Origin of the sequence: Caballeronia sp. S22, assembly GCF_964261745.1 — a bacterium.
GTDB lineage: Bacteria > Pseudomonadota > Gammaproteobacteria > Burkholderiales > Burkholderiaceae > Caballeronia > Caballeronia jiangsuensis.
Genome location: NZ_OZ180036.1, coordinates 1442788 through 1469481 on the forward strand (window position 1 = coordinate 1442788; position 26694 = coordinate 1469481).

Genomic DNA, 26694 nt, shown 5'->3' on the forward strand with positions numbered 1-26694 from the left:
TGAGCTCCGCCTCTCCCTGCACGTTCTTCTTCGGGTCAGTTTCCCGCGAGACGCCATGCTGACTCGACCGCAACTTGCCGATATCTTCGACCGGCTCGGAACGCCGCCTGCAGGGCAGAAGCTCAATGCCAACGCGAGGGAGCAGGTGCCCGTTCGCGAGGTGAAATCGAGAGTTGGCCAAGTCATCGCCATTCTAACGAGTCGGAAGATGAGGCGCGGCATCCAGTCTGAAAGTGGACACGTCGAGTTCACGGTTACCGTGAGCAAAGAGCACACAAACGACGTCCTCGAATACTACGCACAGCCGTGCGAGCTCAGGTTCATCATCGACGCCGCATCTTACACGTCCTCACTCGGTTCAACTTTCCGAGACACGCGATGCTGACGAAAATTCAACTTTCGGAGCTATTCGAGCGACTGGGCACCCCGCCTGCCGGCCAGAAGCTCATCCTCACCGCACGGATCGAAGCGCCGGTTCGCGACGTGACCTCACGAGGCGGGAACGTCATCACCGTTCTCGCGAGTGAGAAGATGGCACGCGAAATCCGGACTGAAAGCCGCCACATCGAGTTCGCGGTCGCCGCGACGAAAGAGCGCGCGGAAGATGTCCTCGAATACTACCCGCAGCCGTGCGAACTTAAGCTGGAACTTATTGACGACGCAACCGGCGAAATCAAAAAGATCAAGCACATCCCGGATTATCTCACCGTTCGCGGCGATGGCTTCACGCTTGAGGAATGGAAGGCCGAAGCGAAGCTGCTCCGCCTCGCGGAACAGCTTCCGTACCGCTATGTCCGTGCCAGTGACGGGCAATGGTACTCCCCGCAGATTGAGGAGCAACTTGCTGAACGGGGCGTGCGGTACCGAATCTTCAGCGAGGATTGCATTCCACGTCGACGTGTGGAAAACCTCCTGCACCTCGCCGACTATTTCCTGCCAGGCGCAGAACCACTGCCTCCGGACAGCGTCGGACGTTTGAACGCCGCTCTTGCTGAGCACGGCGCCCTGTCGTTCTTCGAGCTACTCGAAGCGCCATACGGGTTCCCTGCCGACTTTCTCAACCAGGCTATCGCCGACAATCTAATCGCGACTGCCCTGGACCAAGAGACCCTCGCAGACAAGCGATCGTTTTTCCTTTACCGCGACGCAGCTCTACGCGATCTGCTCATTGCCGGCAAAACCCTCGGACAGATGCCCGGAAAAGATTCGTTTTCGCTCGATATCGCCGCCGGTTCTCGCTTCCTGTTCGAAGGTCAGGAGCTGACAATGGTGTTGGTCGGAGAGCAATCGGTCGTATGCAGTAGGCAGGATGGCACGAACATCGAGCTTACGCGCGAATGGATTGAAGCTGCGCACGAGAAGAATCAAATCACAGCCGTCCAGAGGGACGGGACGACCTCAGCCACGGACGTTAGCCGCTTCTCACACGAGGAGCTACAGACCGCCCTCCGCAGACAGACGATCCTCGACTCGATGAACCCGGAGCGCCGCGTATCGTCGCGCACACTACGGCGTTGGCTCGCGCGAAGACTCGTCGCTCTAGCCAACGGCGATAATGCAGCTCTCGCATTGGTACCCAGGAACGCGGCGAAGGGCAATCGAACGCCGAGGCTGACCGAGACGCAGAGCCGTGTTATGGATGAGGTCATCGACACCGAGTGGCGCACTAGCAACGCGATCAACTACACGGTGTGCTATCAGCACATGGTGGTCGCGTTCAACGGCACGGGCGAGAAGGCGCCTTCATATCCGACTTTGATCGCGCGAATCAAGGCGCGCCAAACGAACCGCGACGTGCGGACCCGCCAAGGGAAACGCATCGCGTACCAGGAAGCTCTCTTCATCGACGTGCTTTATTACGACACGCCTGTGCATGGAAGTCGCCCCTTCCAATACGTTCATATTGATCATACCGAAGTCGACATTGAGCTCATTTCAAGTCGTACTGGCAAGCCGTTGGGCCGTCCCTGGCTCACGCTGGCGGTCGATGCGTGGTCGAGGCGAATAATCGCCTTCTATCTTACGTTCGATACACCCTCGTATCACGCGGTCATGATGGTCGTCCGTGATATGGTGCGCCGGTTCAATCGCCTCCCCGAGTTCGTCATCGTCGACAACGGTCCTGATTTCGCGTCTGAGGCGTTCGAAACGTTCCTTCGCGTGATGGGCACGAATCTGCGCTTTCGCCCCAAGGGACATCCACGACATGGTGCAGTCCTCGAGCGTATGTTCGGTCGGATGAACACGGAGTACATACACAATCTCGCTGGCAACACGAAGGCGACTAAGAATGTCCGCATGGTGAGCGGATCACATCTGCCAAAGAATCTGGCTGAATGGACGCTATGCAGCCTCTACTACGGACTTCAGCATTGGGCTTTTGAATACTACGACGAGGAGAGACATCCTGCACTGGACGAATCTCCACGAGATGCATTTCGGCGTGGCGTACGGGAGAACGGAGCGCGCCCCCAGCGGCACATCGTCTTCAATCGGGATTTCCTGATCGCCACCTGCCCGCCCGTGGACCGCTCCGGCGTCCGCACGGTCAATCCTCAGCGCGGCGTGAAATACGACCATCGCTACTACGCGAACACGGTGTTCAAGTCCCCAACCGTCGCCGGAAAGTCGCTCCCGGTTAGATACGACCCTTGGGACGGGGCATCCGTCTACGTGCGGCTGAAGGACGAATGGGTTCAAGGTATCTGTAGGAGCCTCTACGGGCTTGGCCAGCTGACCGACGTCGAGAAACGTGCGCTGACTGCTGAATACCGGAGCCATTACAAGGCGCCTGATGACGACGAGCAACATGCGCAGCGCCTGCGCGAGTTCCTGCGTGTGTTCAAACCAAAAGGAGCTCTCGCATTAGAGTTGGAACGGCAGTCGGAGAACAAAGGCCTGTACAACGCGCTTGGAATGGCGAGCATCGAGCCCGTCGCTGAGCCTCGTCGCCCTCGTCTGCCAACTGGAGCGTCTGCTGAACGCACGCCGGCGGCCTTGCAAGAATCCCCTGACGACGCCATGCTATCTTCGGACGTTGATGTCGATAGCGCCGCGCCTTCGGACCTCGATGATTTCGCAGACCTTTGAGGAGGCTCGGAATGAACGCTGAAAACAGCAACGAGACGTCACAAGTCACTTCGCAAATTGAAGCCTTGGCCGCGAAGCGGATCAAACACACTCGCGTCACGGAGGTGATGACTGAGCTCGACACTCTCATCTACCGCGGCAGCCAGGACAGCATTCTGCTGGTGTGCGGCCCCAGCGGTGCTGGTAAGACGACGCTGGCAAAGCACATGGTCCACGATGCGCTCAAAGCAGCGCGGAGTCAACTTGAGACACAGCGTGGAATCATTCCCGCGATCTTCACAGAGGCGCCCTCGTCCGGGGAAAACGACTTCTCATGGCGACTATTCTATCAACGCATTCTCGGGCAACTTGACGACGATGCAATTCTCCCAAGCTGGCTTATGGCATCGACGCAGAGACCGGCCGCATGAGCCGATCGCGCGCCATCAACCGAGGAACGACGCTCGCTGCCTTGCGCACTGCAGTCGAGCGCGGCCTTCGCGCACGCCAGGTGCAGTTCCTCGTCATCGATGAAGCGGCCCATATCATTCGGCAGACTCGCGGCGATAAAAGACTTGAGATCCAACTCGACACCTTGAAATCGCTGGCAAATCTGTGCGGAACGCAAATGGTGCTGATCGGCTCCTACGATTTGTACAAACTCGTTTCGCTCTCTGGGCAACTCGCGCGTCGCACACACGTAGTGCATTTCGAACGCTACCGGCAAGATCGGCCCGAAGACGCTATGGCGTTCCAGCGTTGCGTCTCGGGATTTGAGAAAACGCTTCCCGAACTGTGGGGCGGGAAGCTCACAAAACACACGAAGGCGCTCCATGAGAACACGTTAGGGTGCATCGGCACTCTCAGCGGTGTACTCGTGCGCGCGGCCAAGCTGGCGAGCATGACGAATGCTTGGACAACAGCATCTCTCCAGCGCGCGTTCTTGACGCGGGCCCAGCACAATCGGATTCTCGAAGAGATTCTTGACGGCGAAGCCGGAATCGGCCCGAACTTGATGTACTCGGCGGACGAGTTCCAGTTGGCTAGTTGAAGAGGCGCCGCAGCATGAACGAGCTCACATGCCCTCCCCGCTCTCTGCTGTACCCTCTGGAACCTATCGGCGTCGGAACCGCAGACGTGGAGAGTCTTGCGAGCTTTTTCTGTCGGGTGGCAGCCTCGCATTGCGTTTCTTCAACGGACTTGCTGCACAGGATTTCGAAGATGTGCGGCTGGGCGGCTCCGCCGAAGAACTTCTGGAAGGACACAAACCTCAGCGGCATGGGCGATGTCGCCGAGCGATATGCGTGTGCGTTGTCGGAGATGACAAGTGTCGAGCATCTGGATTTGTTGACGCTTCGACTGTGGCGAAACGTGATCGCGCACAGGAGTAAGGCGCCGGCTAAGGGTCGCTGGTGCGCCGCGTGCTTTGAAGAGGACTTGGCTAACGGACGAATGCCGTACTTCAGGCTCGCGTGGGATGTCGGCGACATCGACGCTTGCGCAAAGCATGGCGCCCGACTCCCGGATGCCTGCTCAGACTGCGGCCGTACCGGGGCGAGGAACAACGCTGCATGCGTTGTTCCTGGATGGTGCTGCTACTGCGGAGCACCTCTCGGCAGAGTCCAAGCGGCGCATGCATCAGCGCCTGCTGCCGAGACGTGGAAAGCTGCGCAGGTCGGGCAACTTCTGGCCGCGCAAGCGTCGATATCCTCGGTGCCAGATCGTTGCAACGTGACGGAAGGACTTCGAAAGCTTGTCGACGAACTCGACGGAGGAAAGAGTGCGAGATTTGCTCAGCGTATCGGCGCGAACAAGTCGACCGTGCATTGGTGGCTACAGCAAGGCGGTGTCCCGACGCTTGCGGCTCACCTGCGTATCGCATCGCAAACAGGTGTATCGCTCGTGGCGTTGCTGACTGGAGTTATCGACGACAGCATCCCGATCTTGCGTGCAGGTCCTTCGTTGGCAGAGCTCTTCCCCGACTATAAGAAGCGCGCCTCGCCGCATCGCAGGGACAGCACCGACATCGATGCGAAGATGGATGAGTTGCGTCAGTCAGACGTCGCGGTCAGTGTCAGCGAAGCGGCGCGGCGAATGAAAGTCCGTCGGCGACAGCTCTATCGTGTTGAGAATGAGAAGTCGCGCGTCATCGCGGCAAAGTGGACAGCGCATCAACGCCATTGCAGCGAGCAACACCGACTGGAAGCTGTGAGAGCGATCGAGGCGGCGGTCGAGGACATTCTCTCGAGGGGGAAAGCACCGAACCTCCGCGAAGTTCAGCAGCTGGTTCCTCGAGAGGTTCTTGGCGGTGTTCGCGGCGTTTTCGCGATGATCCAGGAGGCGAGCGCGAAAATCGAGGCATCGCGGTCCGCGACTTGGCCATGACAACTTTCGTTTGATTTCGCTGCAACAGGCCGCCGTGTCTGGTGGATCTTTTCGAATGGAAGCTATGCATCGAATGCCGCAGCGATGCTTTTGCATCGTAGCGCGTCTGGCAGCCAAGAAGGTGCGCGGCCGGTGCACGCACACCTCTTATTCTTTCGCGGCGAGTTCTTATGCCGGGACCGGCGACGCTTTGACAAAAGGCGCAAATCGCTCCGTGAGCATCACGTTCGCCAATACCTGCTGCAAGGGAACCCCCAGCACATCGGTCGTCGCCCTCGTCTGCAAAACACCGCTTCCGACGTAGGATACGATGCCATGCAATCTTTGCGCCGTCGGTACCGGGTCAGGCCCATGACGGTGCGCCTCATTCCGCAACGTGCCCGCAGGCAAATCGAACACACCGAAAGCGTGGTCGATTCGCTCACCTTCCTGAGTCTCGAGCAGGACAGGAACGCGTTTCACCTTTTTCCACTTGTCGATGGCAGCCCATACTTCCGGGTCGGCCATCTCCGAGACCCAGTAAATCTGCAACCCGCCAATCTGCGCGCGGATAGTCATCAGGAGGCCGTCTTCGCGTGGGATGAACCCGAAGCCGAAACAGGCCCGGCCATTGCTCTTCGACAGCCAACCGGCGTCCGCCGGTGCGACTGGACACGTCAGTACCGGAGTGTCGGCGGGCATCCCGACGGTTTGCCTCGGGCGTATAGGGAGTGACCGCAAGTCTACGATGCCGCCAATTCCGACGGGGCAGTCTGCGATGTTGAGAAAGAGAGTAGCTTCCACTTTTCGTTTTTTCCGATTGAGCGTTTTGCCGCAGCAATTGCCGCGGCTCCAATGCACGTCCGCCTACATCACGGACGACACCCCCGGAGCGAATGCTCCAGACTCGAGCGGACGCGACAACTCACATCGCGCCAGCGCCAAAGATCAAAGGTGTTTCAGTGCATCGAGAACAACTCGTCCTCGGAAAGGTCCACATTCCTCTCGCTTGGTCGGCGAGCAAGAATGCAAAAGGAAGCTGGCCGCTATTATAACGCGATTCGTCTTACATTTCAATGCTTCGTGCCATTTTCCCGGGCAGCTTGCTTTAAAAAACGGAATTTATATTTCGACCGGTATTGCGTCCTATACGTGTTTTGCCAATGTCGCTATTGCGGGAATGCGGCGCGCGCTCTTCAGCGAAAACAAGCGGTATCAAGGTGCATTGCGCTTTGCGCGAAGACTGAGAGACAACCCCAGTTTGCCAATAGGACCGGCGAAGAGCGGCACGCGCACGGCGCACATGGCAACCAGGCGAAAAGCGGCGCCATAACGCTCTCCAGTGTTCGCCGAACTTGCGCTCGTGCTCCCATCAGCGACTAACGCAAGATCGAGCACAACGACGACGGCACTCGCTCGTGACGACATCGGCCTTGCATACGGCGCTCAACGTTCGAGCGCGCGTAAAGCCAGCGCGGGTAGGAATCACGCAGCCGTCGACCCCCGTCACCTCCTCCCTGGCTGCCAGCCGCGCAGCGGCCAACATACCGCGCCGGCACGACACGAATCCCTTGCTCGCGGAATGACATTGAGACAGCGCTGAGCAGGATCGCGATGAAACGCCCTTCGCTGCGAGAACCTCCGCGCCGCCGACGGCCGATACACCATACTCGCGCCCGCCACGCACCGCCCTGGCTGCCAGCCGCGCAGCGGCCCTCAATCGCCGAAACGCGAAAACACAAAAGGAGATGCTTATGTAGGCATCTCCTTTTAAGGGTTGAGCATATCCTTTTGTGAGGATCTCTTTTTTGAGAAATGAGAACACTGCTCACTAAAGAATTTCCTTAGTGAGCATATCTTTTTTTAGAGTAGAAAGGTCATGCCGGGGGCCCCTGGCAATGAAGCAGGTGCCCCTTCCATCGGTCGTTCAACAACCGACTCCGCCAGACTGTTTCGGGTCCCACGCCTCTAGCTTCGCCAGCGTGTCCGCTTTTCTCAGGCCCCATGCCCCGTGGTGCGGAATTTTTCTTCAGCGCGCCACCGGTCACAACCCGTCCACGCATGAAGGCCACCGCCGACCCGCTTCAGTCGGAAGAGGTGGCACTTACGTCGGGCGGCTCGTGCTCGGCCGACGCGTGACTGTTGAATGTATAACATTCGAACGCGAATAGAACAATACGACATTCGCGCTGAAATGCGCTTCCAATTCGGCACCGCTGAAAAAGCGCCGTTATTTAGCAATTCATTTTAAAAAATGTGATCGTGAATTCATTTGTAACAATACGATTTCCCGAACCGATGGAGCGACCCAGCCGATCTTCGAGGTGTCGTTCCTGATGCCGTCAGACCGTAACCGAGCCCGATCCGCTCAATCCACCGCCGCGAGACCGAGCACGTCGCGCGAGAGAGGCGATGCCGGATGCCCGCGGGTGCGCGTCGGATTTGTCGCCATCGTGGCCACGGTCGCCTTGATAGTGCCAAGCGGCGCACGTGATGAAGCTGCGCGGCGTCGACCGGCTGTGGTAGCGCGGCGGTTCGTAGAGCCGTCCTCCTGGCCGATGACTTCGGCTTCCGAAAGGCGCTAGACTGAACTGGGCCGAACTACCGGATTCCGACATGGCTACTAATCTGGAGGCTTTGCAAAAGCGCGCGACACCCCTCTCAGACCAACGCGATCAAGCGCTTATCGCTGCTGATTTGGCCGCCAATGCGCACCGCTACCCGCCGGCCGCAGCGTCGTCGGAAGAGATGGAAGCTGATTTCGACTCCGCAGTCGAGCGCGTCGAACGCCAAGAAGGCAAGGCCGGACTGCGGAAATCGTAACTGTCGCGGGACGCAGACTGCGATCAGCGGCTCAGACAAGATCTGCCGCGAATCGAACGCTCGGCGCGCGCGACGTTGAACCTCCGCCGCCGCCCTACTTGGCTGCAGCCTTCCTGCTACTGCACCGCGATCGCGGGAGTCCTTGTCATCGGGGCACATCGCCGTTTCCCACGGCCGTGGGTACTGCCGGCGAGAGGTGGCTCAACCATTCAGCGGCGTAGAGGCCACCTCTCGATACACGTCATAGTCGACGATGTCGAAGTCGCCCGCCTGGTCAGCCAGGTCGAGCACCTCGCATGCGAACGCTCCGCCGTCGTGGACGGCAACATTCCTGAGCAGCTGCACTACCTCCTCAGACCCGGACGCTGTGCCGCCACGCTGCTCACGCTCAATGACAAAGGCCGCCAATCGTTGCTCGAAGCGGCTCGCATCCGCACCCTCCGTGCCCTTCGCGGCTTCTCTCGCGAGCCCGCTATCGTTGAAAGCGCGCCCTACCGCGTTGACGCCAGCGCGCTGCAGGCGGAGCCCTGTCTGGCCGGTCCAGAAACGCGGCGAATACAAAACGAGCTGCTGCACGGCACATCCCCCATGAACGGTGGTTGCGGCACAAGCCGCGATGTGTCCGTATAGGCAGATCCGCCGCGAATCGAACGCTCGGCGCACGCGTCATTGCCGGCCCGCCGCCCTCCTTGGCTGCAGCCTTTGTGCTACTGCACCGCGATCGCGGATGCCCCGATCATCGACGCGCATCGTCGTCCCCCACGGCGGGGTACCGCGACAGCTGCGCGCAAGCCCGCCAGGCTCATCGCCGGTTCCCAAGCAACACATCGCCGACTGTCACGAAGCGTCCGCGGATCCTTCGGGTAATGCCCAAATCTCAGGCGAAGCCAGCGAAGACAAGAGGATGTCGGTGGGCGTGGAATACCCACTCAATTGATGCCATCTTCGAGCGTACCCTCCGCGGATTCGTCGAACGCAAGGTGTTCTCCCGTCATCTGACGCGAGAGCGCGGCGATGTGCGCTGCCATCGTGCGTCCGTTCTTCTCCCGCACTGCTTTTTCTTGAGCCCCGCCACCGACGCCGACGAAATCGTTTCCTCGACGAAATCGTCCCCGCCGCGAAAAGAGATGGTGTGAGTTTGCGCAGCATCCGATGTTTGTCGTGCGCGCGAATGCCGGCCAGCCGCCGGCGTCCTTGGCTGCGGCCTTTCTGCTGCCGCACCGCGATCGCGGGAACCCGTCGTCGGCGCGGGTCATCGTTCTCCTGCGGCGGCTGGTGTGCCGGGAGTCTCCTCGCAAAGTCGCCAAGCCCGTTGGCGGTTCCAATGCGACATCGCCGGCGATCACGATGCGTCCGGGGATCCTTCCGGCAATCCCCACATCTCCGGCAACGCCAGCGAAGACAACAGGATTTCGGTCGGGGTTGGATAGCTCAGCAGCATGCCCGTCGCGAGCGCCCGTACGGCGCCGTGCACCTCGTAAGTCTTGCCTTCAGCGAGCGTCTTCAGGAAATCCCGGGTCGCCAATACGGATGCAGTTCGCTGCTCTGGCGTGGTCATTGCACTTTCCCCCTCATAGTTCCGCTGCTTTCCTTGGAGCGCCCGGCGGCGGCTTTTCCTGCCTCCATCCCTCGGCGGCATCGGCGTCATTCCTCCGCGTCCGCCTCGCTTCCGGCGCATTAGCGTCGAAGCAACATTTTGCCACCTTTTCGGTCGTATATGACCGATTCGCCGTCACGCGGCGGCGACGGTACCCAACGCCTTGTGGGAGTTGAGGGTCGCCCGAGGCGGCTGACCCGCTGGGCTCGTTGGCTGCATGCCTCCGCGCTTGCATCGTCGATTGCGATCGCGGAGTTCTGGTCACCGACGCAGGTCGGCGTTGCCTCCCGGCGGCAGGACAGAACGGCCGAGTTCGGAGGGCACCAATCGAACGTCGGGCAAGCGGGCGGCGTGAGAAAGCCCGTTCATCGGTAGCAGCTGTGTCCCTCGGGCGGCAGATCTGCGCCGACGAGCGCCGCTCGATTCTCAACGACGAATGTTGCTGCATCGGCCAAGGGGTCATTCGCGTCCGCTTCGCCGACGACCTAAATAAGAAACGAAGCGGCCGTTGCTACTGGCGAGTCAAGAAAACCTGCCGGAACGTCCAAGTAGCGACATGTTCCGGTGCGCTCGACGACCATCAGCCCGACAAATGTGTTTTGCGGCCTATCCGGGGTTGTTCCGTGAGCCGAGTTATGCAAGAGAGTCTGGCTGAGCGCAGCCCACCCGTATTGGAGTTCGTATCATTCATCTTCAGCGGTTGGCAACTTGGGGAGCTTTACTGGGCGCGGCTCGCGCAGAACTGCTTTAGATCCGTTGAGAACGGGAATCACCTCCACGACTTGAAGGCAGCAATGAACTAGTTTGCAGACGTTATGAGGAGCGATACGGCCGGCCGACCGTTTGATTTTCGACCAGCCCCGAACGTGAAGTGTCTGATAGCCGCTTCTATGCTGCCGTCTGGATGCACGGGTTACCAATAATACTCACCGTCGTCACGTTGACCTTCGATCCATGTATCACCGAGGTCGAGCTGGTAGTAAAAATAGTCCGGTTCGCCAGGCTTGCCGGCGACTTTGAAAATTCCTTGCCCCGATAGCCACGCATCCATGCCCGCGTCGTATGCGGCTGGTCCGATGTGGCACCGGTTGCCTGCTCCGGCGGCAATGATCCGCGCTGCGTAGTTGGTGGCTGGTCCGATGCAGAACGGAATCCTGCCGAGCGCCTTCGTCGCGATAGTGCCGTTATCCAGCATTCCATATTCGACGCCAATCTTCAGCGAAGGAGGTGCCGGAATACTCGTGATGTAGTCGGTACCTGCTAGGTAACTGCACGTCGAGTTGAGATCCTTCGCGATACCTGCGCACGCCATAAAAGTACTTTCGGCGTCAGGCAGAATCGCGAAAATTGCGTCCCCATTGACTCCGATGACACTGCCGCCTCCTCTCTCCACCACGGCAATCGGACCAATTAAGATGTCTCTCACGAACTGGGCGACGCCTGCGCCGAGTTGGTTTTGCGCGACCAATGCTGTGAAGCTGTTGACGTCGACGATCATGGAGAACGCCGGGAAATGTGAAAGCTGTGGAATTTCCATTTTGTGTTAGATTCTCCAGCTTCCCTTACGTCGCGCGTCATTGCTGAATGTGCTCCCAAGTGAAAACGCTTAGTCATTCTCTGCTTACTCACGTGACGCATCGATTCTTGTTTTAGCAATACATGAATTTCAGCGATTGGCAAGGCTAGACGAACATCTCTAGCATTTTTACGCTCGCAGCTGGCTTATTTTCGCGAACGCTCGGTTACGCAGCAGAGCCTGCACGCGCCGTCTCTCGAATAAGTCTAAGGTCGTGTCATCACAATTCCCGGCACCCCAACTGTTTAATCTTCGTCTTGAGCTCGTAGATGGGCGCAGTCAGCACCTGGGTAGCAACTTCGCCAGGTTTTCCGCTGAGCGGCGGGTACACGATAGGCGTCATGCCTTTGAAATCCGATGGCATCTTCAATTCCTCTTCCATCTTGGGAACCAGCAAGAACGTGCGTGTTCGACCTAGACGCGACATGAAGAAACCAAGCTCAAAGATGACGTTGTCTCGGGGCGCTGCAGTCTGGTGCTTCCTTGACCTAACTATGTCGTCCGGATGGGCAATCGCGATACCGAAGTCCGCTCGATTAACCTCGGCCTCCAGCGCCTCTAGCGGATATGTTCCCGGGGGGAAGATGTCATCGTCCGACCAGAGAACTGAATCAGCATCGGTGTATCTTAGTCCATGGCGAATTGCCTCGGCTACATCTAAGCTCTCCTTGGAGCTGATGAAAAATGTTCGCGGCCTTTCGTTCGGCGGGCGGATAAGAGTGTTCCGCTGCAGAATGCGACTTGCTAGTTCAGCGGCTATGAGTTTATACACCGTAGGGTGTCCATTCGCGACTTGATCGAGCGTGTCTGGCGAAACTTTCAACGAGAGGGTCGGCTCAAGTGCAGTGACCGTTGCGCTTCGCAGAATTGAAGGGTTGACCGCAGACATCTCTCCAACTGTGAAGTTGCGTTCCCGCGGGTACAGAAGCTTGCCCTTGACCGAGATGCCGACTTTCCCCATTAATAGGAAGTACATATCTCGATCGGACTCGCCCTCCTTCATGAGCACCTCACCAGCAGAATGCTCGATCAGTTGTCCAGCATCAGCCAACGCCGCTGCTACTTCGCGGTCTCCCTGAATGATGGTCTGCGCAAGCATTGCCTGTACGAGTGTGGTGCGATCATTGAAACGGTCGATCAGATTCATTCTGTTTCTTCTACCTAGCAAGGTTATGATTTTTGGGAATCTAACGCGGTGACGTACGAGGACGGCCGCTGTCCGCACGCATAGCGAGTCTCTTGCGCAGAGATAACCGAGGAGAAGCGGTCACTTCGGTGCGCGCGTCGTTTTGCTCAAACATAACCAGCGGCACGCGCGTCGGCGCATGGCCATGTGCGAAGGCGTGTGCGGATGCTTCGAGCTTGCAGGCGCTCGACCGTTTGACGATCAGCAGCACAAGGAAGTTGGCCACTTGATCCGGTGCCTCTAGCAGCGAATGCATCGTGAGGACATCCTTGGAACTTGGCAGCGCCGGAAAGCTGGGGTGCGAGTGCCATTCACCGAGATAATTGAACCGCTCGTATTGGTGTCCAGTTAGCTCGTGGAAGCGACGCATGAAGCGTTTGTGAAGGCTGGCGTCTCGCGAGAACGCTGCGAAGGAGCCCCCCTTACGCTGGACAGAGAAGTCAACGATGCGAAAGACGCGGTCGCCAACGCGCTCGGTCGCCAAGACGCCACCGATCTCATTGGCCCCTGCGCGCCGAAGCTCGCGCAGTAGCTTTGCGGCACATTCGGGCGTCAGTTGAACTTCAATCATTACCCTGCACCCCCGCCCCGATAAGAATTTCCGTCAGCGCTTTACTACCCTTGGCGCGAACCTCAGGGTCGATGTCAGAGGCGTGTAACCACTGGCCCGAACCGAGCTCAATTGGCCAAGTATCGAACGGCCTATCGAAGATCCACTCATTGCGTAGCCCAATCATGTAGGCCGAGCACTCGAATTCAGAGTTGTCGCCGGCGACGGCGGCATCGATGACAAGGCGAACAAAATGTGCGGCGATGGCCGACACGTCCGCATCGTCAGCAACCATCGGCGGTCCGCCCTCTGTCCGAAACGCATAGTCCTTCTCGGGTTGCGGTGGTTCGGGAAAATCTGGCTGTGCGCACCACTGGTCGATCATCGCACGCGCGTCAAACGGATTTGGATCCAGCCCGGGGCGCGCGCGGGCTATCAGGCCGCCATAGCCGCCCGCAAAGACGCGTGCCCAACACATCGTCTTCTGGTTGAGCTTGGCCGCCGCCGCAGCGTAGTTGAAGACGTCGTGGTCGCTCGTTGCATCGACGATGATGTCGGCGTTCGCAATCTCACGTACCAAAGCGTCGTCCTTGCTACCGGCCTCCTGCCCGCCCAGCAGGAAGTCATGCACCTTTACGCCGACACCGGCAGCCACGCGCTTCAGGCGCTGAGCGACGACATGCGCCTTCGATGCACCTGCTTGTTCGGCATCGAGGTCATTGCGAACAAGGTTTTCGAGCTTAAGGATGTCGCCGTCGACGAGGATGAACTGACGCGCGCCGCTGCGTGCTAAGGTCGTCGCTACCTTGGAGCCGAGAGAGCCACAGCCCAGGATGGCGAAAGTCTTGTTGGCCAAGCCAGCGTTGCGGGCCGGCAGGCGGTTGCCCAAGTCAGGGCACACTAACGCGAACTCGTACGGTCTATTGTCGTCAGACCGTACGTAGAAAGCACGCACCCCCGTCGGGGCTACCAGCACGAGGCATCGACTTTCATTGATCGCAATGGGTTCCGCGACGAACATGCTCCAGAAGACCGTGCTGTTCGCACCGTCTTTGAGAAAGCTGCCGATGCCTTTCAGACGTGCGTCGTCGGCGGCTATGGTCATGGCCAGACCATCTAGGCCTGCGTCCTCGGCGAGCGCTGTGGGAACCGTCGGATCGACCCACTGCGTGCCGTCCTGTTCGGCGACATTGGTGAGCGTGACCATCATGCTCAACGGGCCCCAGCACCGGTACAGTTTGATCGGCCGGATTCCGGTCACACTGGCGAGCTTAGCTTGGCCGGCAGCGGTCATATTCATCCGACACAGCTTCCCGCGGATTTGTTGACCTTGCGTTAAGTTGTGCGCCGACGGTAGTGCCCAACCCGACTTGTGTGTGATCCCCAGGTCGGCGGCCATCAACTTCAGCGCACTGTGCAGCATTACGGCACCGCTCAGGTCCGGGTGCCAGTTGTCTGGGCGGTACTCAAGGCAGAGATCTCCACTGCCGCGATACTGGTGAGCGCCCCAGTCCGTGGTCTCCCCGATGGGGCGCACAACTGGTGGCGCGTTCGGGAAAATCAGCGGGTAGATCATGGTGACCGTGCGAACCTTGTCGCCGATCCGCAGGTCTGCGTCAACCTTCAAGGCGAAGTTGGGCCCTGACACACCCCAACGGGTGTTCTCAAGGCCAATTTCTTCAGCAACTAGCTGATCGATCGCGGCCTGCTCGGCCAGAAAACGGGCCGGGTCGGTGATGAACCACCACATCAGGCGAACCCCGCCGGAACCTTTTTCGGATTCGTCGGCCCGGCAGCCTGCGCCGGCAGCGTGAACACCGCCGCAGCCGATGCTGGCGCGCGACCAAGACGGCTCGGCTGATCCGACGGCAAAGTGGCATCGAGCGTCGACGCCGAAGTAGCCTTTTGGCTGGTATTCGCGCCAGCAAGCGCCTCGGTTGCCTCGTCGTAGTCAAAATCCGCCCGAATACGGCTGGCACCGAATAAGGCGCGAAACGCCTCAGGTGCATACCTGTATGTTGTCGGGCCAATCGCGGTTTCATTACCCTTGCAGCGGCGCTGCTCATCTTCAGAGCGCAGCACGGCGCGACTGATGCAGCACCGGATCCGCTCGCCCTTGTAACCCAGGCGGCTGATTGCGGTCGGACCCTGCTCCAAACCGATCTGGATGCCTAGGTCGCCGGTGTCGATGCCTTCTTCCTCGAGGATGGAAATCGCCTCTTCGAAGCTACTGCGCATAGCGGCAGCGCATAGCAAGGCGTTCTTGGCCGTTTCAGCGTCGTCGGTGGTTTGGGACGTCCCCTCAACCAGCACACCGTGAACGCAATCGCCGATGAACCGGATCTTGCGACCGGCGAAGTCCACGTGCAGGACGGCATCGAGCTCGGCTCGCAGCACATGCAGCGCCCGGACGACATCTTTAGCCGAGTTGTCTTCGTCGACCTTGTCCGACACGTAGTCGGTAAAGCCGTCAATGTCAGCATAGATCGACATCGATCCTTGGCGTCGCGAATTACTCGGGGTCAGTGATTCGAGGTCGAGGTCTGCGAGCGGCGGCGTGTGCCGCGTAAACTCGAACGAGCCGAGGGGTTGGTTGGCGAGCCCTTCTTCCCAGTCCTCGACCACATCGTCAGCGGTGACTTCGATATCCGCGACATCCTCAGACTGCTCGATCTGCGCGTTGGTTAGCGCCGTTTTGTCTTCGTCCTTGACCGTGCTCCAGCCAACGACCGCACGCGCCGTGTTGGTCATGTAGATGCCGGCGTCCGCGCCTCCACCAGAGCGTTTGGCTGCCAGGTTGGCCGGCTCACCAAGGAACAGCGGCTCTCGGTTGCCGCGACGACCGTTGTTGACGGCTAGTGCCGTGCCGGAGTCGATGCCGGCCCGTACTGTGGCCGCCGGCAAAGGGTCGTCGCTGTCTTCGCCCGTGCGCGCAAGCACGTCGATGATCAGTTGCGCAGTCGCGACCGCTTTATGGATTCGACCGGCCTCGTCACCGTAGGGTTTGGCGACCACGGCGTGAAGCCTCTGGTTGTGAAAGTCGACCTGGATCGCGTCGACGTCCTTCAGGATATCGCGCACTGCCCGGTAGTGCCGGTCCAAGAAGCGAAGAGTGCGGCTGTGCGCCCGCACGCCCTCAGCGTCCGTGACCCCGAGCATTTCGTCGATATTGAGAATGTCGACATACAAATGCACGCCGTCGACGCGGTAGGCAACGCCGTTGCCGAGCCCGCTCAGATCCGTGTCGCGGACGTACTCCTTAATCTCGACCTTGCTGACTTGGTTGACCCAGCCGCGAATGCGCTCCTGGGCGCGGTCCTTGTTCCAGTTCCTGACTGCCATGCTGTTCCATCCCAAAAAATTGGCCGCCTGGAAGAAGCGCGTGTTGCTCATGGCTTCGAAAGCGGTGCGTGGATCGGTTGTTTCTTCCGATCTTAGCATTCGACACTGCGGAAATCCACAATATCTTGTGTCATTAGGCAATCGAAATACAACATATAGCAAACGCGCCGCGCGGGGTGGTTCGCAACTGAATTACAAACGTATTGCGCAATCCGCCGACTGAGAGTGTAAAAGCGTCGAATCTAAGATCGAGCCGGTCGAAGAGCGGACGCTCTCGACCGGCAGCCTTCAACTGAAACGTCAGTCGCGAGATCCGGCAGCGGCGATTTCGCTCTGTGCCGCCGCCACTGTCGACGACGCTCTTCAGTGCCGACGTTCGTCGGGGCTTCGTCGGCTGTCTGCAATGTCCGATTATGGAAAGCGTCGCATAAGGCCGCGATGCCTGCGGGCGGCAGAGAGTGCCCGGTCGTGGGCGGGCAATCAGCCCGAGGGAACTACATAGCCTTTTAGAAGGGATTGGGGAGCCGCCTCTTCCCTCCCGGCTGAGGCCAAAGGTCAGAGGCAGCGAGCGATCGGATCTTAACTGACGGCGGGTTCAAAGCGCGCGAAGAGCTTCACCCATCGCTCAATTAGATCCTCTTCGACATAGTCGATCCCTTTCGTCAGCAACACAGCCTTAACGCGCTTAGCAACTTCCACCTTCCAGCCAGGCGGAAGTTCCATGCCCTCGCGCTTGGCCCACGCCTCGACCTGCGGCACGATGGGGTTCCCCGGTAACGCGACTTCCGAGAACAGCTGTTCCCGGGCGCGAAACACGCGATCCACCGCATCCACGAAGCGCTGATTGGGAATTAAATCCTCCAATTCCGATCCTTTGAAGCCAGCGAACTCGTCTGTGGACAGGACTTTCTTCTGCTCGCCGTTATACAAGCCGCTGCTCAGCTCTGCCGCCATCCTAGTGCCCATCTGATCGCCATCTAGCAAAACGACCGGAAGAGTCTCGTCTCGGCCCGTCAATATTCCAGCGGTGATTCTTAGCGTCTTCGTTCCGCCCGCGGGCGGGAACACAAGCTCGCGGCGAGGTGTGATTTTTCCCGCACCGATAAGTAGTGCCTTGATCATCGTGAGGTAGTGCTGATCGGAGGCTCCCTCCACAACGACTGGAAGGCAGCCCAGTAGCAGGCTCTCAGCGACGTTTAGGTTAAGTGCCGAGTAGACGGCATACGCCGCACCGGCATGCGCGGGGTCCGCACCCGACTGACGTAAATTCGGCGAAGACTCAGTCGAGCCATCCGTAGCGACATAGACCTTCCGCACTCGATCCAACCGGTCGGGATCGATGAGGAAAGGCGAGTGTGTCGTATAGATGATCTGGTTGGTTTTGGTCAATCCGTCGAAGAAGGCCGATAGATCGCGCTGCGCAAGAGGATGAAGTGATAGGCCTGGCTCGTCAAGCAGTAGGATGGCGTCTTCGTGGTCGCCCTGGCTTTCGACCAAGAACACGAGGTAGAAACTCAGGAACCATTGGAGTCCAGTACTGCGATTCTCAAGCTCGACTTCTTCCGGGCGCCGGTCATCTGAAACCCAGATGCGGAAGTGATCACCGTCCGCTTCAAACCGAAAACGGTAGTCGCCTTGTTTCCACCAAGATTTGAACTCCTTAGTCAAGGTAGTGCCGGCGGACTGGAGCAGGATCGAGCGCTCTCGCTTGCGTTCAGCGATCTTTCCAATCTCATCCTCGGTCGGCTGACGATTTTGATTGCTCGGGTCCTTGAAGTCGCGGCCAAGTTCGAGGATCTCCTTCGGTTGGAGGCGAACGAAGTTGAACAACACGCGCAGGGTTCGAGCCTTTGCAGCTTCCTTGGCCCCCAGATCCTTTCTCTCAAGATTCTGCACGACATGCGGGAGATAAATTTCCGAGTCTAGGTTTCCATAGTTCGAGTAGTAGACAAACTTCGGAAGCGCTTTTAAGACAAGATCTCGAACTCCTTCCATGTCTTCGGGAGCAGGCAAGCTGATGTGACACAACCATGCGGCCAAGACGTCAATTGTCTGCTGCACGCGAGGAACGATCATCGACGTCTTAGCTGGCTGGTCCGGTATCAGCTTCTTCAGCGACTCGATGGCGCCATCCAGGTCCTTCGCGGCCCAGTCGTCGATGATGGACTCAGCCAAATCGCGAACAGCGCCAACGATCGTCGACTTAAGAGGTTCTTCGCTCTTCAGTGCGTCTGTTCCCTCAACGGCCGTAATTAGATTCATCAACTCGCTCTTGCTCTCCGAGGCGGCAACCGTTGTCTCGGGCACGTACTGCGGGAACGACACTGCGTATTTCCCATCGAAGTACCTGTCAACACGCACAACCTCGAATTGTGCAGCATCTAGTTTCGTTAGCGTCACCAACTGGTCTGTGACAGATGTCGCATCAAAGTCGGCACTGACGAATTTGAAATCTCCTGGCTTGGCGCGCACATCCGCGAACAAGGTCTTCGGGTAGTCCGATGTCGGTTGGATCTCTCCCTCGCGAGCAGGGTTGAGCTTCCAAAGCGGAAGCAGCAAATTTGTCTTTCCTGACTCGTTGACTCCGATTAGCGCGGCAACGTCGCCTGCTTCAATAACGCCGCTGTCCTTCACAGAGCGGAAATTCGTTACCCGGTACCTCATCAACTTCATCCTGCCCCCGTGGAGGTTGTTAGTATGCGTGCGCAATCGACTCCGGCGCCTTTTAGCTGAATATGATAATAGGAAACTCGACAGAGTACCTGCTTTGTCGTCCACCCGTACGAAACGCATAACGGCAGCGCGGTGCGAAACTAAAGGTAAGCCGGCTTTTCAAATCAACCGCCTGTCGCCCTGCGACGAGAGTGCTTTGGTGACTGTTGCTCTTCGTTACCTGCTTTTGGATGGCTGACGACGCGAATGTCGGCAGTGCGTCGCGAGTCTGAGTTCGCTGGTGCAGGCGGTTGGGTCCTGCCGCGCGACGCCGCCAAGGTAAGCAAACCGCCTGGCTGCTGACGGTATACAGAAGCTGTCTCAACGGCCGCAAAGGCCAAGAAGCGCCAGCCGCCCATGCCGCGAGTGCCCGCTGCAGTCCCGTGATGCTCCTCGTCGAGGCATGCGACGTTCCGCCCGCCCCGCTGCCACCGGTTCAGTGGCCGGCGCCGCGGCGTCGCTACAGCTCAAGCTCAAGCTTCGGATCGATCTGAGCGCGTTTTAAGCGAGCAACTCCCTTCCGCAGGGATTCTCGCGACATTGCGGTCGTTAAGCTTCCTGACCTTCCCTCACCTGCGTCGAGGCACTCTTGAAGCGCATTTCGCCGAATTTCGGTCGCATACGACCGATTGGCCGATCATGGCTCAACGACTTCCCTAAACGTCTATATGACCCTCTCATTCCTGACGACGTAAATGCTCGAAAAGCCTCAACTCACAGACCTGTTCGACAAACTCGGCACGCCGCCCGCAGGTCGCCAACTCATTCTCGATGCTCGCGCTCAAGCGCCCGTGCGACCCATCAACCCCCAAGCCGGAAGCGTGGTCACCATCCTGGCCAGCAAGAAAATGGGCCGCGATATTCGCACGGAGACCCGGCATATCGAGTTTCCTGCGGCTGTGGCAATGGAGCACTCGCCCGAAGTCATCGAGTACTACCCCGCACCGTGCGAGCTGAAGCTCAAGCTAGTCGACGAGTCGACCGGCGAAATCCGCAATATCCTTCTCATCCCGCATTTCCTCACCATCAGTGATGACGGCTTCACTCTTGAGGAATGGCTTTCTGAGGCTAAGCTCGCCCGACTCGCTGAAAAATATCCATGGCGTTATTCGAAGGGCAGCGATGGCGAATGGTATGCGCCGCAAGTCGAGAAGCACCTCGCGGACCTCGGCATCCGCTATGGCGTTTACAGCGATGCATCAATTCCGCGCCGGCGCGTCGACAACCTCCTTTACCTCGCAGATTACCTACACCTCGCAGAACCGTGCCCGGATGATGTTCTCGCGCGCCTCCACGAATTGCTGAAGGAGCATGGCTCTCTCACCTTCATGGAGTTGCTCGGACCTCCACACGAGTACGACGCCGACTTTCTGAATCGGGCGATCGCGGCGAACCGGGTGACGACCGACCTCGACGGTCAATCGCTGAGCGACAAGCGCAGCTTTCGCTTCTACCGCGACGAAGCATTGCGCGACTTCATGCTTGCGGACACGCGCTCGGGAAGCTTGCCAGGTGTCGACCGCTTCGCGCTCAACATTGCCAACGGCGCCAAGTTCATCTTCGAAGGCAACGAACTGACCATCGTGATGGTCGCCGGAGACTCAATTGTCTGCAACGGACAGGATGGCTCGACCATTACATTGACGCGCAGCTGGCTCGAGAGCGCGCACGAAAAAGGCCAAGTGAAGTGCCCCCAGCAAGACCAGCAATCCAGCCAAGACCTGAGCCGCTTTTCGAAGGACCACTTCGAGACCGCGCTTCGCCGGCAGGCGCTGTTGGAGGCCGAGTCCGAGCCCACCAACGTGTCTGGCCGCACGCTTCGCCGCTGGAAAGCCCGCCAAGAAATTGCTCTCGCCAATGGCGCCAACGACGTTCTTGCCCTGGTGCCGAATACAGGCGCGAGGGGTAACCGCAAAGCCAAGCTGACCACGCGGCAGCTCGAATTGATGGACAGCGTCATCGATGAGCATTGGCTCACCAGCAAGGCCATCAATTTCAAGACTTGCCACCGGATGATGCTGGTCGCCTTCTCCGTAACCGATGAGACACCTCCTTCGTATCCCACGTTGATTGCGCGGATCAAAGCCCGCGAAACCAACAGAGACGTCCGCACGCGATACGGGAAACGAATCGCGTACCAGGCGAGCACATTCATCGACGTGCTGCACCACGACTCGCCTGTCCACGGTAGCCGGCCGTTCCAGTACGTTCACATCGACCATACTCAGCTCGATATTGAGGTGATTTCGAGCCGGACTGGAAAGTCGCTTGGCCGCCCTTGGCTGTCGCTCGCGGTCGACGCGTGGTCGCGACGCATCGTGGCGATTTACCTCACTTTTGATTCGCCTTCCTACACCTCGGTCATGATGACGGTCCGGGACATGGTGCGCCGATTCAATCGCCTTCCAGAGTTCATCGTCGTTGACAACGGCAGCGACTTCCTATCGGCAGCATTTGAATCGTTCCTTCGCGCGATGGGTACCCACCTGCGATTCCGACCGGCCGGGCAGCCAAGGCATGGCGCGGTGCTGGAACGCATGTTCGGCCGCTTAAACACGGAGTACATCCACAACCTCGCCGGCAACACGAAGGCGACGAAAAACGTGCGTATGGTGACCGGTTCCCACCTGCCCCAGAAGCTCGCTGAGTGGACCATCGGGGCGTTGTATCACGGCATTCAGCACTGGGCCTGGGAATTCTATGACCAAAACATTCACCCGGCGCTACAAGAGTCACCGCGCGAGGCCTTCGTACGCGGCATGCGAGAGAACGGCAAACGTCCGCAGACTCACATTCAATTCAATCGCGACTTCCTGATTGCAACGTGCCCGCCAGTTGACCGCACGGGCACGCGTCAAGTCCACCGTCAACGTGGCGTCAAAGTAGACCAGCGGCTCTATTGGAACGAGGTGTTCGACTCTGCCCAGCTCGATGGCGAGAGCGTACACGTTCGATACGACCCTTGGGATGCGTCTTCCGTTTACGTGCGTGTCAAAGACGCCTGGGTTCGAGCAGTTTGCCGAAACCTGCATGGCCTCGCGATGCTGACAGAAGTGGAAAAGCGAGCGTTGACCGAAGAATTCAACCGCCGGCACGGATCGCTCTCGGACAGCGAGCGCGACAAAAAACGGCTTCGCGACTTTATTCAAGTTTTCACGCCGGAGGGCGCTCTCGCGACTGAATTCGAGCGTCAGGCGGAGAACAGGCTTCTGTACACCGACCTTGACCTTGCGAGCGTCGAGCCTGTCGTCGCGCTGCGGCGACCGAGTCTTGCGAATGATGCAGAAAAGGCGCCAACACCGTCGTCAACGACGTCACCAGTGCAGTCGCATAACACGGTGACAACAAACCCGGTCGCGAAGCCGGCTTCCGAAGACCAATACGAAGAGCTCGAAGAGTTCGACGATTTTTGAGAAAACCATGTCCCAACCCAATGAAACCATTGCGCCGTCGGCAATTGACGCAGTTGAAGCACTTTCAAGCAAGCGCATCAAGCACACTCGCGTTGCCCAAGTGATGGGAGAGCTCGACACTCTCATCTATGCCGGAAGCCAGGACAGCATTCTTCTCGTATGTGGGCCTACCGGCGCAGGCAAGACGACATTAGCTAGGTCCATGGTTGAGTCCGCGCTCGAGCGAGGCCGTTCGCAGATGGAAGCAAACGGTGGTGTCATCCCTGCCATCTATGTAGAGGCGCCGTCGTCGGGCGAGAATGACTTCTCGTGGAAGCTGTTCTACCGAAAGATTCTTTCACAGCTCGGCGACGACCTCGAGGCGCCCAAGATGCTGTACGGCGTCGACAAAGAGACCGGGAGAGCTGTACGGCCGCGCGGCGCTAACGGCAACAGCTTGGCTGCCCTTCGGACTGCCGTTGAACGCGGGCTGCGCGAGCGCCAGGTGCAGTTCCTCGTCATCGACGAGGCGGCGCATATTATTCGACAGACGCGCGGCAGCCGTCGACTGGAGATTCAACTCGACACCCTCAAGTCGTTGGCAAACCAGTGTGGCACTCAAATGGTCCTCGTCGGGTCATACGACCTGTACCAGCTCGTCTCGCTCTCGGCACAGCTCGCTCGACGTACCCACGTGCTTCATTTCGAGCGCTATCGTGAAGACCGGCCCGAAGACGTGAAGGCGTTCGAGCGTTGCGTTCTGGCGTTCGAGAAAACACTGCCCAACCTTTGGGGTGGGCAGCTCACTCAATACTCGAAAGGCTTGCTTGGGAACACGTTGGGATGCATTGGCACGTTGAGCAGCGTGCTCATTCGCGCCGCCAAACTCGCGGAAGCCGCCGGTCCTTGGTCGGTCGATTCGTTGGAGCGCGCGCTCCTCACCGAAGCACAGCGCAACCGAATCCTCGAGGAGATTATCGACGGAGAGTCAGCCATCGGCCCGAGCTTCACCCGCGTCATGCCCAAAATCAAACGTTCGGCGGTCTGACTATGGAGACTCGAAACATTATCGAAGAGCTGTCGTTACCCCGCTCGGTGCTGAACCCGGTCGCTCCGATCGGCGTCGGAACGCCGGATGTCGAAAGCCTGGTCAGCTATTTTTGCAGACTCGCTATGTCTCACTGCATCTCTACGTCCAACCTTGGGCGGAGAGTTGTTGACGCCTCGCATTGGGAGTTTGCTGAAAGATACAATTGGATTAGCGCCAATCTGAGCGGCATGTCGGACGCGACGGAAAAATGGGCGGGCGCATTGTCGGAATTAACAAGCGTCCGGAAATTGGAAAGGCTGACGATGCTTCCCTGGCGGGACGTCGTCGCCCAATCTAGTCCGCGTCCCACGTCATCCCGGTGGTGCCCGCACTGTCTAGCTGAGGACCGTGCTGCGGGCGCAACGCCGTACTTTCGTCTGGTGTGGGACATCGGAACCGTGACCACCTGCTCGAAACACAAAATTAGGCTGATGCATGTGTGCCCGGATTGCGGCGGTACCGACGTCCGCCATAAATCTTCGTTCGTCGTGCCTGGCTGGTGTACGTCCTGCGGCTGCTTTCTCGGCGAAAACTGCAATGCGGAGACTGGGACGCCAGCCGAAATCTGGATTGCATCGCAGGTCGGCGCAATGCTCAGTGTTCAGAACACCTTGCCTTCTATCGGTGCGCGCGAAGTTTTGATTGAAGGAATTCGCGTGCTGGTGCAATGCTTAGACGATGGAAAGAGCGCATTGTTCGCTCGCCGCATTGGGCTCGGTAAAGCAACCGTCCACCACTGGCTTAAGGGCGATGGCATACCCACACTTCCCGCCCTCTTGCGTATCGTCTCGCAAACTGGATTGGGACTGCCCGACTTGCTGATTGGTAACTTGGCCAACTGGCCACCCGCGTCAGCAGAAATCTACGAGTTGAGCGCACTATTCCCAGAGACTAAAAAGCGAGCCGCTAGTCAACGCCACGACTGGCATCAAATCCGCGCGACATTAGCCGCATCAGCCGAATTGCCTACCGTTACGAGTATAAAGAATGCTGCGCGGAGCCTGAATATTCATGAGCGCGACGTCTATCGGCACGCGAAAAAGGAAGCCGATGCCATTACTGAGCGACGAAAACAGCAGGTACAACGCCGCAACGCGCAAAATTTGATAGAGACAAGTGACCTTATCGAAAGGGTATACCCGGAAATTGTCGCTAAGGGCAAGGCGGTCAATCTTCGGGAGATACTCGCGCATGCTCCCGAAGAAAGCCCGATTAAAGTGCGTAACCTCTTTCAGTTGCTACGAGCTATGAAGGAATGCAGCTGAGATACGCAACGGCGCGCCAAGCCTGCATGGTAGATCGCGGGCCGGAGCTTCAGCAGGGCGCGCGGAAGACCGAGTCTTCAGGCCCGGAATGGAGCGCATCAAGGTGCAGGAGGCAACCCGGCGTACATTGAAGATGGAAGATACGAGCGGAGCATATGCTTCGCTCGCTTGAGCTTTTGGGGCAAGTCATTTTGCAATTGGATGGATGCCTCTGCACCAAGCCGGTAGACCCGCTGCACTGTTGGGACCTATGCTGCATCGATAACAACCGGACTGGCGCAATACTGCGTACATGCCGCCCGTGGCAGGTCCGAATCCTCGCCGCAAGGTCACCAAAATTGTGCTGCCTGCGCCGGCTGTGGCCCATCCGATAGAGTCGCGATCGACTTTTCGGCTCGGATCCCCCTAAATTTGGTCGCCAATGCGGGGGCCGAGCCCCCGCATCGCCATCTCGACGTCGCCTTAACTTGGGCAGCGCCAGCATATTCGGACGGCGCCGCCCAAGTTAAGGCGACGAAGGGCAGCTTCTACATCGATAGGAGCCGGAAGACGTCCGCCGGCACGGCAAGGGGCCCGCAGCGAAGCAACAGACAACTCCGCTGGGGCGCGAAACTTAGCGCCCAGCCGTGTTCGCTTCCAGCTCGTCGTAGCCCTTCACACGATAGATGATGAACGACGCGAACCACGCGACGATGAACACGCCGATGATGATGAAGCCCAGATTGTTGAAGTTGTCGTTCAATGTGCCAACCACATCCCAGAAGCGGCCCTTCAAGCTCAACTGGTCGCCCAGCAGCCCAAGTGCCTCAATGCCTCCGATCAGTACGGCCACGACGACGGACACCAGCGTAATCGTCAGGTTGTAGTAGAGCTTGCGGATCGGGTGCACGAACGCCCAGTCGTAGGCGCCTAGCATCAGCACGCCGTCGGTTGTGTCGACGAGCGACATGCCCGCAGCGAACAGCACCGGGAACACCAGCACAACCCAGATTGACAGGCCTTGCGCCGCCTGGCTCGCGGAGATGCCGAGCAGACTGACCTCCGTCGCGGTATCGAACCCGAGGCCGAACAGGAAGCCGAGCGGCAGCATCCAGATCGGGTTCGACACGAGACGGAACATCGGACGGAACAGCCGCGCGAGCAGCCCGCGATTGTTCAGCAGCAGGTCGAGGTCCTCGTTGTCATACGGCTCGCCGTGGCGCACCTTGCTGAACGCGCGCCAGACGCCCCGCAGGATGACGATGTTCATCGCCGCGATCACGAATAGAAACAGCGCCGATACACTGGTCGACACGATGCCACCGAAATCCTTCCATGCTTCGAAACGGCTTTGCAGTGCAGCGGCCGTCGCGGCGACAGCTGCTGCGACCAGCAACACGACGGCCGAGTGACCCATTGCGAAGAAGAAACCGATCGTCACGGGGCGTTGACCATCCTGTATCAGCTTGCGGGTGACGTTGTCAATTGCGGCGATATGGTCCGCGTCGACGGCGTGACGCAACCCGAAGCCATATGCGAGCAGTCCAGTGCCTAGCAGCAGCGGCTGACCTTGGAAGGCGATAAACGCCCAGATCCAGGCGCCGATGTTGAAGATGGCGAGAACGCTGTAAATGCCGATGACGCGGCGGCGCAATGCCACCGTCTGAGACGTGCTCTGAAAAGCGGTGGTGGACATGACAGATCCTGAGGTTGGGCTGTCCTTGCAACGGGCGACCGCGTATTGCGGTG

General features: G+C 58.9%; 20 protein-coding genes. 9 read left to right on the forward strand and 11 right to left on the reverse strand.

Annotated elements, in window-relative coordinates:
• Positions 1 to 55 precede the first annotated feature (55 nt).
• The 5 genes from ACEN42_RS22070 to ACEN42_RS22090 are packed head-to-tail and all read left to right on the forward strand — an operon-like array spanning position 56 to position 5454.
• Entirely contained in the window at positions 56 to 385 is a 330-nt protein-coding gene (locus tag ACEN42_RS22070; protein WP_371881481.1) for a hypothetical protein, read from the forward strand.
• Positions 379 to 3090 (forward strand): DDE-type integrase/transposase/recombinase, encoded by a 2712-nt coding sequence (locus ACEN42_RS22075; protein ID WP_371881482.1) that lies wholly within the window; start codon positions 379 to 381, stop codon positions 3088 to 3090. Before ACEN42_RS22070 ends, ACEN42_RS22075 begins: the two co-directional genes overlap by 7 nt.
• A gap of 11 nt (positions 3091 to 3101) precedes the next feature.
• Positions 3102 to 3500: an AAA family ATPase gene (locus ACEN42_RS22080; RefSeq protein WP_371881483.1), complete on the forward strand. Its 399-nt coding sequence runs from the start codon at positions 3102 to 3104 to the stop codon at positions 3498 to 3500.
• A complete protein-coding gene (locus ACEN42_RS22085; protein ID WP_371881484.1) occupies positions 3497 to 4120 on the forward strand; it encodes a TniB family NTP-binding protein in 624 nt (207 codons plus the stop codon). Before ACEN42_RS22080 ends, ACEN42_RS22085 begins: the two co-directional genes overlap by 4 nt.
• A 14-nt stretch (positions 4121 to 4134) precedes the next feature.
• Positions 4135 to 5454, forward strand: a complete 1320-nt coding sequence (locus tag ACEN42_RS22090) for a TniQ family protein (RefSeq protein ID WP_371881485.1) — start codon at positions 4135 to 4137, stop codon at positions 5452 to 5454.
• A 168-nt stretch (positions 5455 to 5622) separates the two neighbouring features.
• Here ACEN42_RS22090 and ACEN42_RS22095 read toward each other — a convergent pair whose 3' ends face one another.
• A complete protein-coding gene (locus ACEN42_RS22095; protein ID WP_371881486.1) occupies positions 5623 to 6135 on the reverse strand; it encodes a hypothetical protein in 513 nt (170 codons plus the stop codon).
• Positions 6136 to 8049: 1914 nt separating this feature from the next.
• Here ACEN42_RS22095 and ACEN42_RS22100 point away from each other — a divergent pair.
• Complete coding sequence (locus tag ACEN42_RS22100; protein ID WP_371881487.1) at positions 8050 to 8256, forward strand: hypothetical protein; 207 nt, start codon at positions 8050 to 8052, stop codon at positions 8254 to 8256.
• Positions 8257 to 8457: 201 nt separating this feature from the next.
• Here the strand turns inward: ACEN42_RS22100 and ACEN42_RS22105 are convergent, their stop codons facing one another.
• From ACEN42_RS22105 to ACEN42_RS22145, 9 genes are all read right to left on the reverse strand, one after another.
• A complete protein-coding gene (locus ACEN42_RS22105; protein WP_371881488.1) occupies positions 8458 to 8832 on the reverse strand; it encodes a hypothetical protein in 375 nt (124 codons plus the stop codon).
• Between the two features lie 353 nt (positions 8833 to 9185).
• On the reverse strand, positions 9186 to 9512 hold the full coding sequence (locus tag ACEN42_RS22110; protein ID WP_371881489.1) for a hypothetical protein: 327 nt from the start codon (positions 9510 to 9512) through the stop codon (positions 9186 to 9188).
• An 86-nt stretch (positions 9513 to 9598) separates the two neighbouring features.
• The gene (locus ACEN42_RS22115) at positions 9599 to 9814 is read right to left on the reverse strand and encodes a BPSL0761 family protein (protein WP_371881490.1); all 216 of its coding nucleotides are present in this window, start codon (positions 9812 to 9814) and stop codon (positions 9599 to 9601) included.
• Between the two features lie 952 nt (positions 9815 to 10766).
• Positions 10767 to 11390 (reverse strand): hypothetical protein, encoded by a 624-nt coding sequence (locus ACEN42_RS22120; RefSeq protein WP_371881491.1) that lies wholly within the window; start codon positions 11388 to 11390, stop codon positions 10767 to 10769.
• 259 nt (positions 11391 to 11649) lie between these two features.
• The gene (locus ACEN42_RS22125) at positions 11650 to 12576 is read right to left on the reverse strand and encodes a TIR domain-containing protein (protein WP_371881492.1); all 927 of its coding nucleotides are present in this window, start codon (positions 12574 to 12576) and stop codon (positions 11650 to 11652) included.
• 40 nt (positions 12577 to 12616) lie between these two features.
• Entirely contained in the window at positions 12617 to 13186 is a 570-nt protein-coding gene (locus ACEN42_RS22130) for a Mov34/MPN/PAD-1 family protein (RefSeq protein WP_371881493.1), read from the reverse strand.
• On the reverse strand, positions 13179 to 14915 hold the full coding sequence (locus tag ACEN42_RS22135) for an E2/E1-associated domain-containing protein (RefSeq protein WP_371881494.1): 1737 nt from the start codon (positions 14913 to 14915) through the stop codon (positions 13179 to 13181). The genes ACEN42_RS22130 and ACEN42_RS22135 overlap by 8 nt, the downstream gene beginning before the upstream one ends.
• Positions 14915 to 16606 (reverse strand): adenylate/guanylate cyclase domain-containing protein, encoded by a 1692-nt coding sequence (locus tag ACEN42_RS22140; protein ID WP_371881495.1) that lies wholly within the window; start codon positions 16604 to 16606, stop codon positions 14915 to 14917. The genes ACEN42_RS22135 and ACEN42_RS22140 overlap by 1 nt, the downstream gene beginning before the upstream one ends.
• Before the next feature lie 480 nt (positions 16607 to 17086).
• Complete coding sequence (locus tag ACEN42_RS22145; protein ID WP_371881496.1) at positions 17087 to 19171, reverse strand: AAA family ATPase; 2085 nt, start codon at positions 19169 to 19171, stop codon at positions 17087 to 17089.
• 743 nt (positions 19172 to 19914) lie between these two features.
• Here ACEN42_RS22145 and ACEN42_RS22150 point away from each other — a divergent pair.
• The 3 genes from ACEN42_RS22150 to ACEN42_RS22160 are packed head-to-tail and all read left to right on the forward strand — an operon-like array spanning position 19915 to position 24966.
• Positions 19915 to 22632, forward strand: a complete 2718-nt coding sequence (locus ACEN42_RS22150) for a Mu transposase C-terminal domain-containing protein (protein WP_371881497.1) — start codon at positions 19915 to 19917, stop codon at positions 22630 to 22632.
• A 7-nt stretch (positions 22633 to 22639) separates the two neighbouring features.
• Positions 22640 to 23659 (forward strand): ATP-binding protein, encoded by a 1020-nt coding sequence (locus ACEN42_RS22155; RefSeq protein WP_371881498.1) that lies wholly within the window; start codon positions 22640 to 22642, stop codon positions 23657 to 23659.
• Positions 23660 to 23661: 2 nt separating this feature from the next.
• Positions 23662 to 24966 carry a TniQ family protein gene (locus ACEN42_RS22160; RefSeq protein WP_371881499.1) on the forward strand — a complete coding sequence of 435 codons (1305 nt, stop codon included), beginning with the start codon at positions 23662 to 23664 and terminating at the stop codon, positions 24964 to 24966.
• A gap of 613 nt (positions 24967 to 25579) precedes the next feature.
• Here the strand turns inward: ACEN42_RS22160 and ACEN42_RS22165 are convergent.
• Entirely contained in the window at positions 25580 to 26641 is a 1062-nt protein-coding gene (locus ACEN42_RS22165) for a HoxN/HupN/NixA family nickel/cobalt transporter (RefSeq protein ID WP_371881500.1), read from the reverse strand.
• Between the last annotated feature and the right edge of the window lie 53 nt (positions 26642 to 26694).

What these genes read in the sequence shown, in the direction of transcription:
- ACEN42_RS22070 (WP_371881481.1), top strand. Translation starts at nt 56, where the DNA reads ATGCTGACTCGACCGCAACTTGCCGATATCTTCGACCGGCTCGGAACG.
- ACEN42_RS22075 (WP_371881482.1), top strand. Translation starts at nt 379, where the DNA reads ATGCTGACGAAAATTCAACTTTCGGAGCTATTCGAGCGACTGGGCACC.
- ACEN42_RS22080 (WP_371881483.1), top strand. Translation starts at nt 3,102, where the DNA reads ATGAACGCTGAAAACAGCAACGAGACGTCACAAGTCACTTCGCAAATT.
- ACEN42_RS22085 (WP_371881484.1), top strand. Translation starts at nt 3,497, where the DNA reads ATGAGCCGATCGCGCGCCATCAACCGAGGAACGACGCTCGCTGCCTTG.
- ACEN42_RS22090 (WP_371881485.1), top strand. Translation starts at nt 4,135, where the DNA reads ATGAACGAGCTCACATGCCCTCCCCGCTCTCTGCTGTACCCTCTGGAA.
- ACEN42_RS22095 (WP_371881486.1), bottom strand. Translation starts at nt 6,135, where the DNA reads ATGCCCGCCGACACTCCGGTACTGACGTGTCCAGTCGCACCGGCGGAC.
- ACEN42_RS22100 (WP_371881487.1), top strand. Translation starts at nt 8,050, where the DNA reads ATGGCTACTAATCTGGAGGCTTTGCAAAAGCGCGCGACACCCCTCTCA.
- ACEN42_RS22110 (WP_371881489.1), bottom strand. Translation starts at nt 9,512, where the DNA reads ATGACCCGCGCCGACGACGGGTTCCCGCGATCGCGGTGCGGCAGCAGA.
- ACEN42_RS22115 (WP_371881490.1), bottom strand. Translation starts at nt 9,814, where the DNA reads ATGACCACGCCAGAGCAGCGAACTGCATCCGTATTGGCGACCCGGGAT.
- ACEN42_RS22120 (WP_371881491.1), bottom strand. Translation starts at nt 11,390, where the DNA reads ATGGAAATTCCACAGCTTTCACATTTCCCGGCGTTCTCCATGATCGTC.
- ACEN42_RS22125 (WP_371881492.1), bottom strand. Translation starts at nt 12,576, where the DNA reads ATGAATCTGATCGACCGTTTCAATGATCGCACCACACTCGTACAGGCA.
- ACEN42_RS22130 (WP_371881493.1), bottom strand. Translation starts at nt 13,186, where the DNA reads ATGATTGAAGTTCAACTGACGCCCGAATGTGCCGCAAAGCTACTGCGC.
- ACEN42_RS22135 (WP_371881494.1), bottom strand. Translation starts at nt 14,915, where the DNA reads ATGTGGTGGTTCATCACCGACCCGGCCCGTTTTCTGGCCGAGCAGGCC.
- ACEN42_RS22140 (WP_371881495.1), bottom strand. Translation starts at nt 16,606, where the DNA reads ATGCTAAGATCGGAAGAAACAACCGATCCACGCACCGCTTTCGAAGCC.
- ACEN42_RS22145 (WP_371881496.1), bottom strand. Translation starts at nt 19,171, where the DNA reads ATGAGGTACCGGGTAACGAATTTCCGCTCTGTGAAGGACAGCGGCGTT.
- ACEN42_RS22150 (WP_371881497.1), top strand. Translation starts at nt 19,915, where the DNA reads ATGCTCGAAAAGCCTCAACTCACAGACCTGTTCGACAAACTCGGCACG.
- ACEN42_RS22155 (WP_371881498.1), top strand. Translation starts at nt 22,640, where the DNA reads ATGTCCCAACCCAATGAAACCATTGCGCCGTCGGCAATTGACGCAGTT.
- ACEN42_RS22160 (WP_371881499.1), top strand. Translation starts at nt 23,662, where the DNA reads ATGGAGACTCGAAACATTATCGAAGAGCTGTCGTTACCCCGCTCGGTG.
- ACEN42_RS22165 (WP_371881500.1), bottom strand. Translation starts at nt 26,641, where the DNA reads ATGTCCACCACCGCTTTTCAGAGCACGTCTCAGACGGTGGCATTGCGC.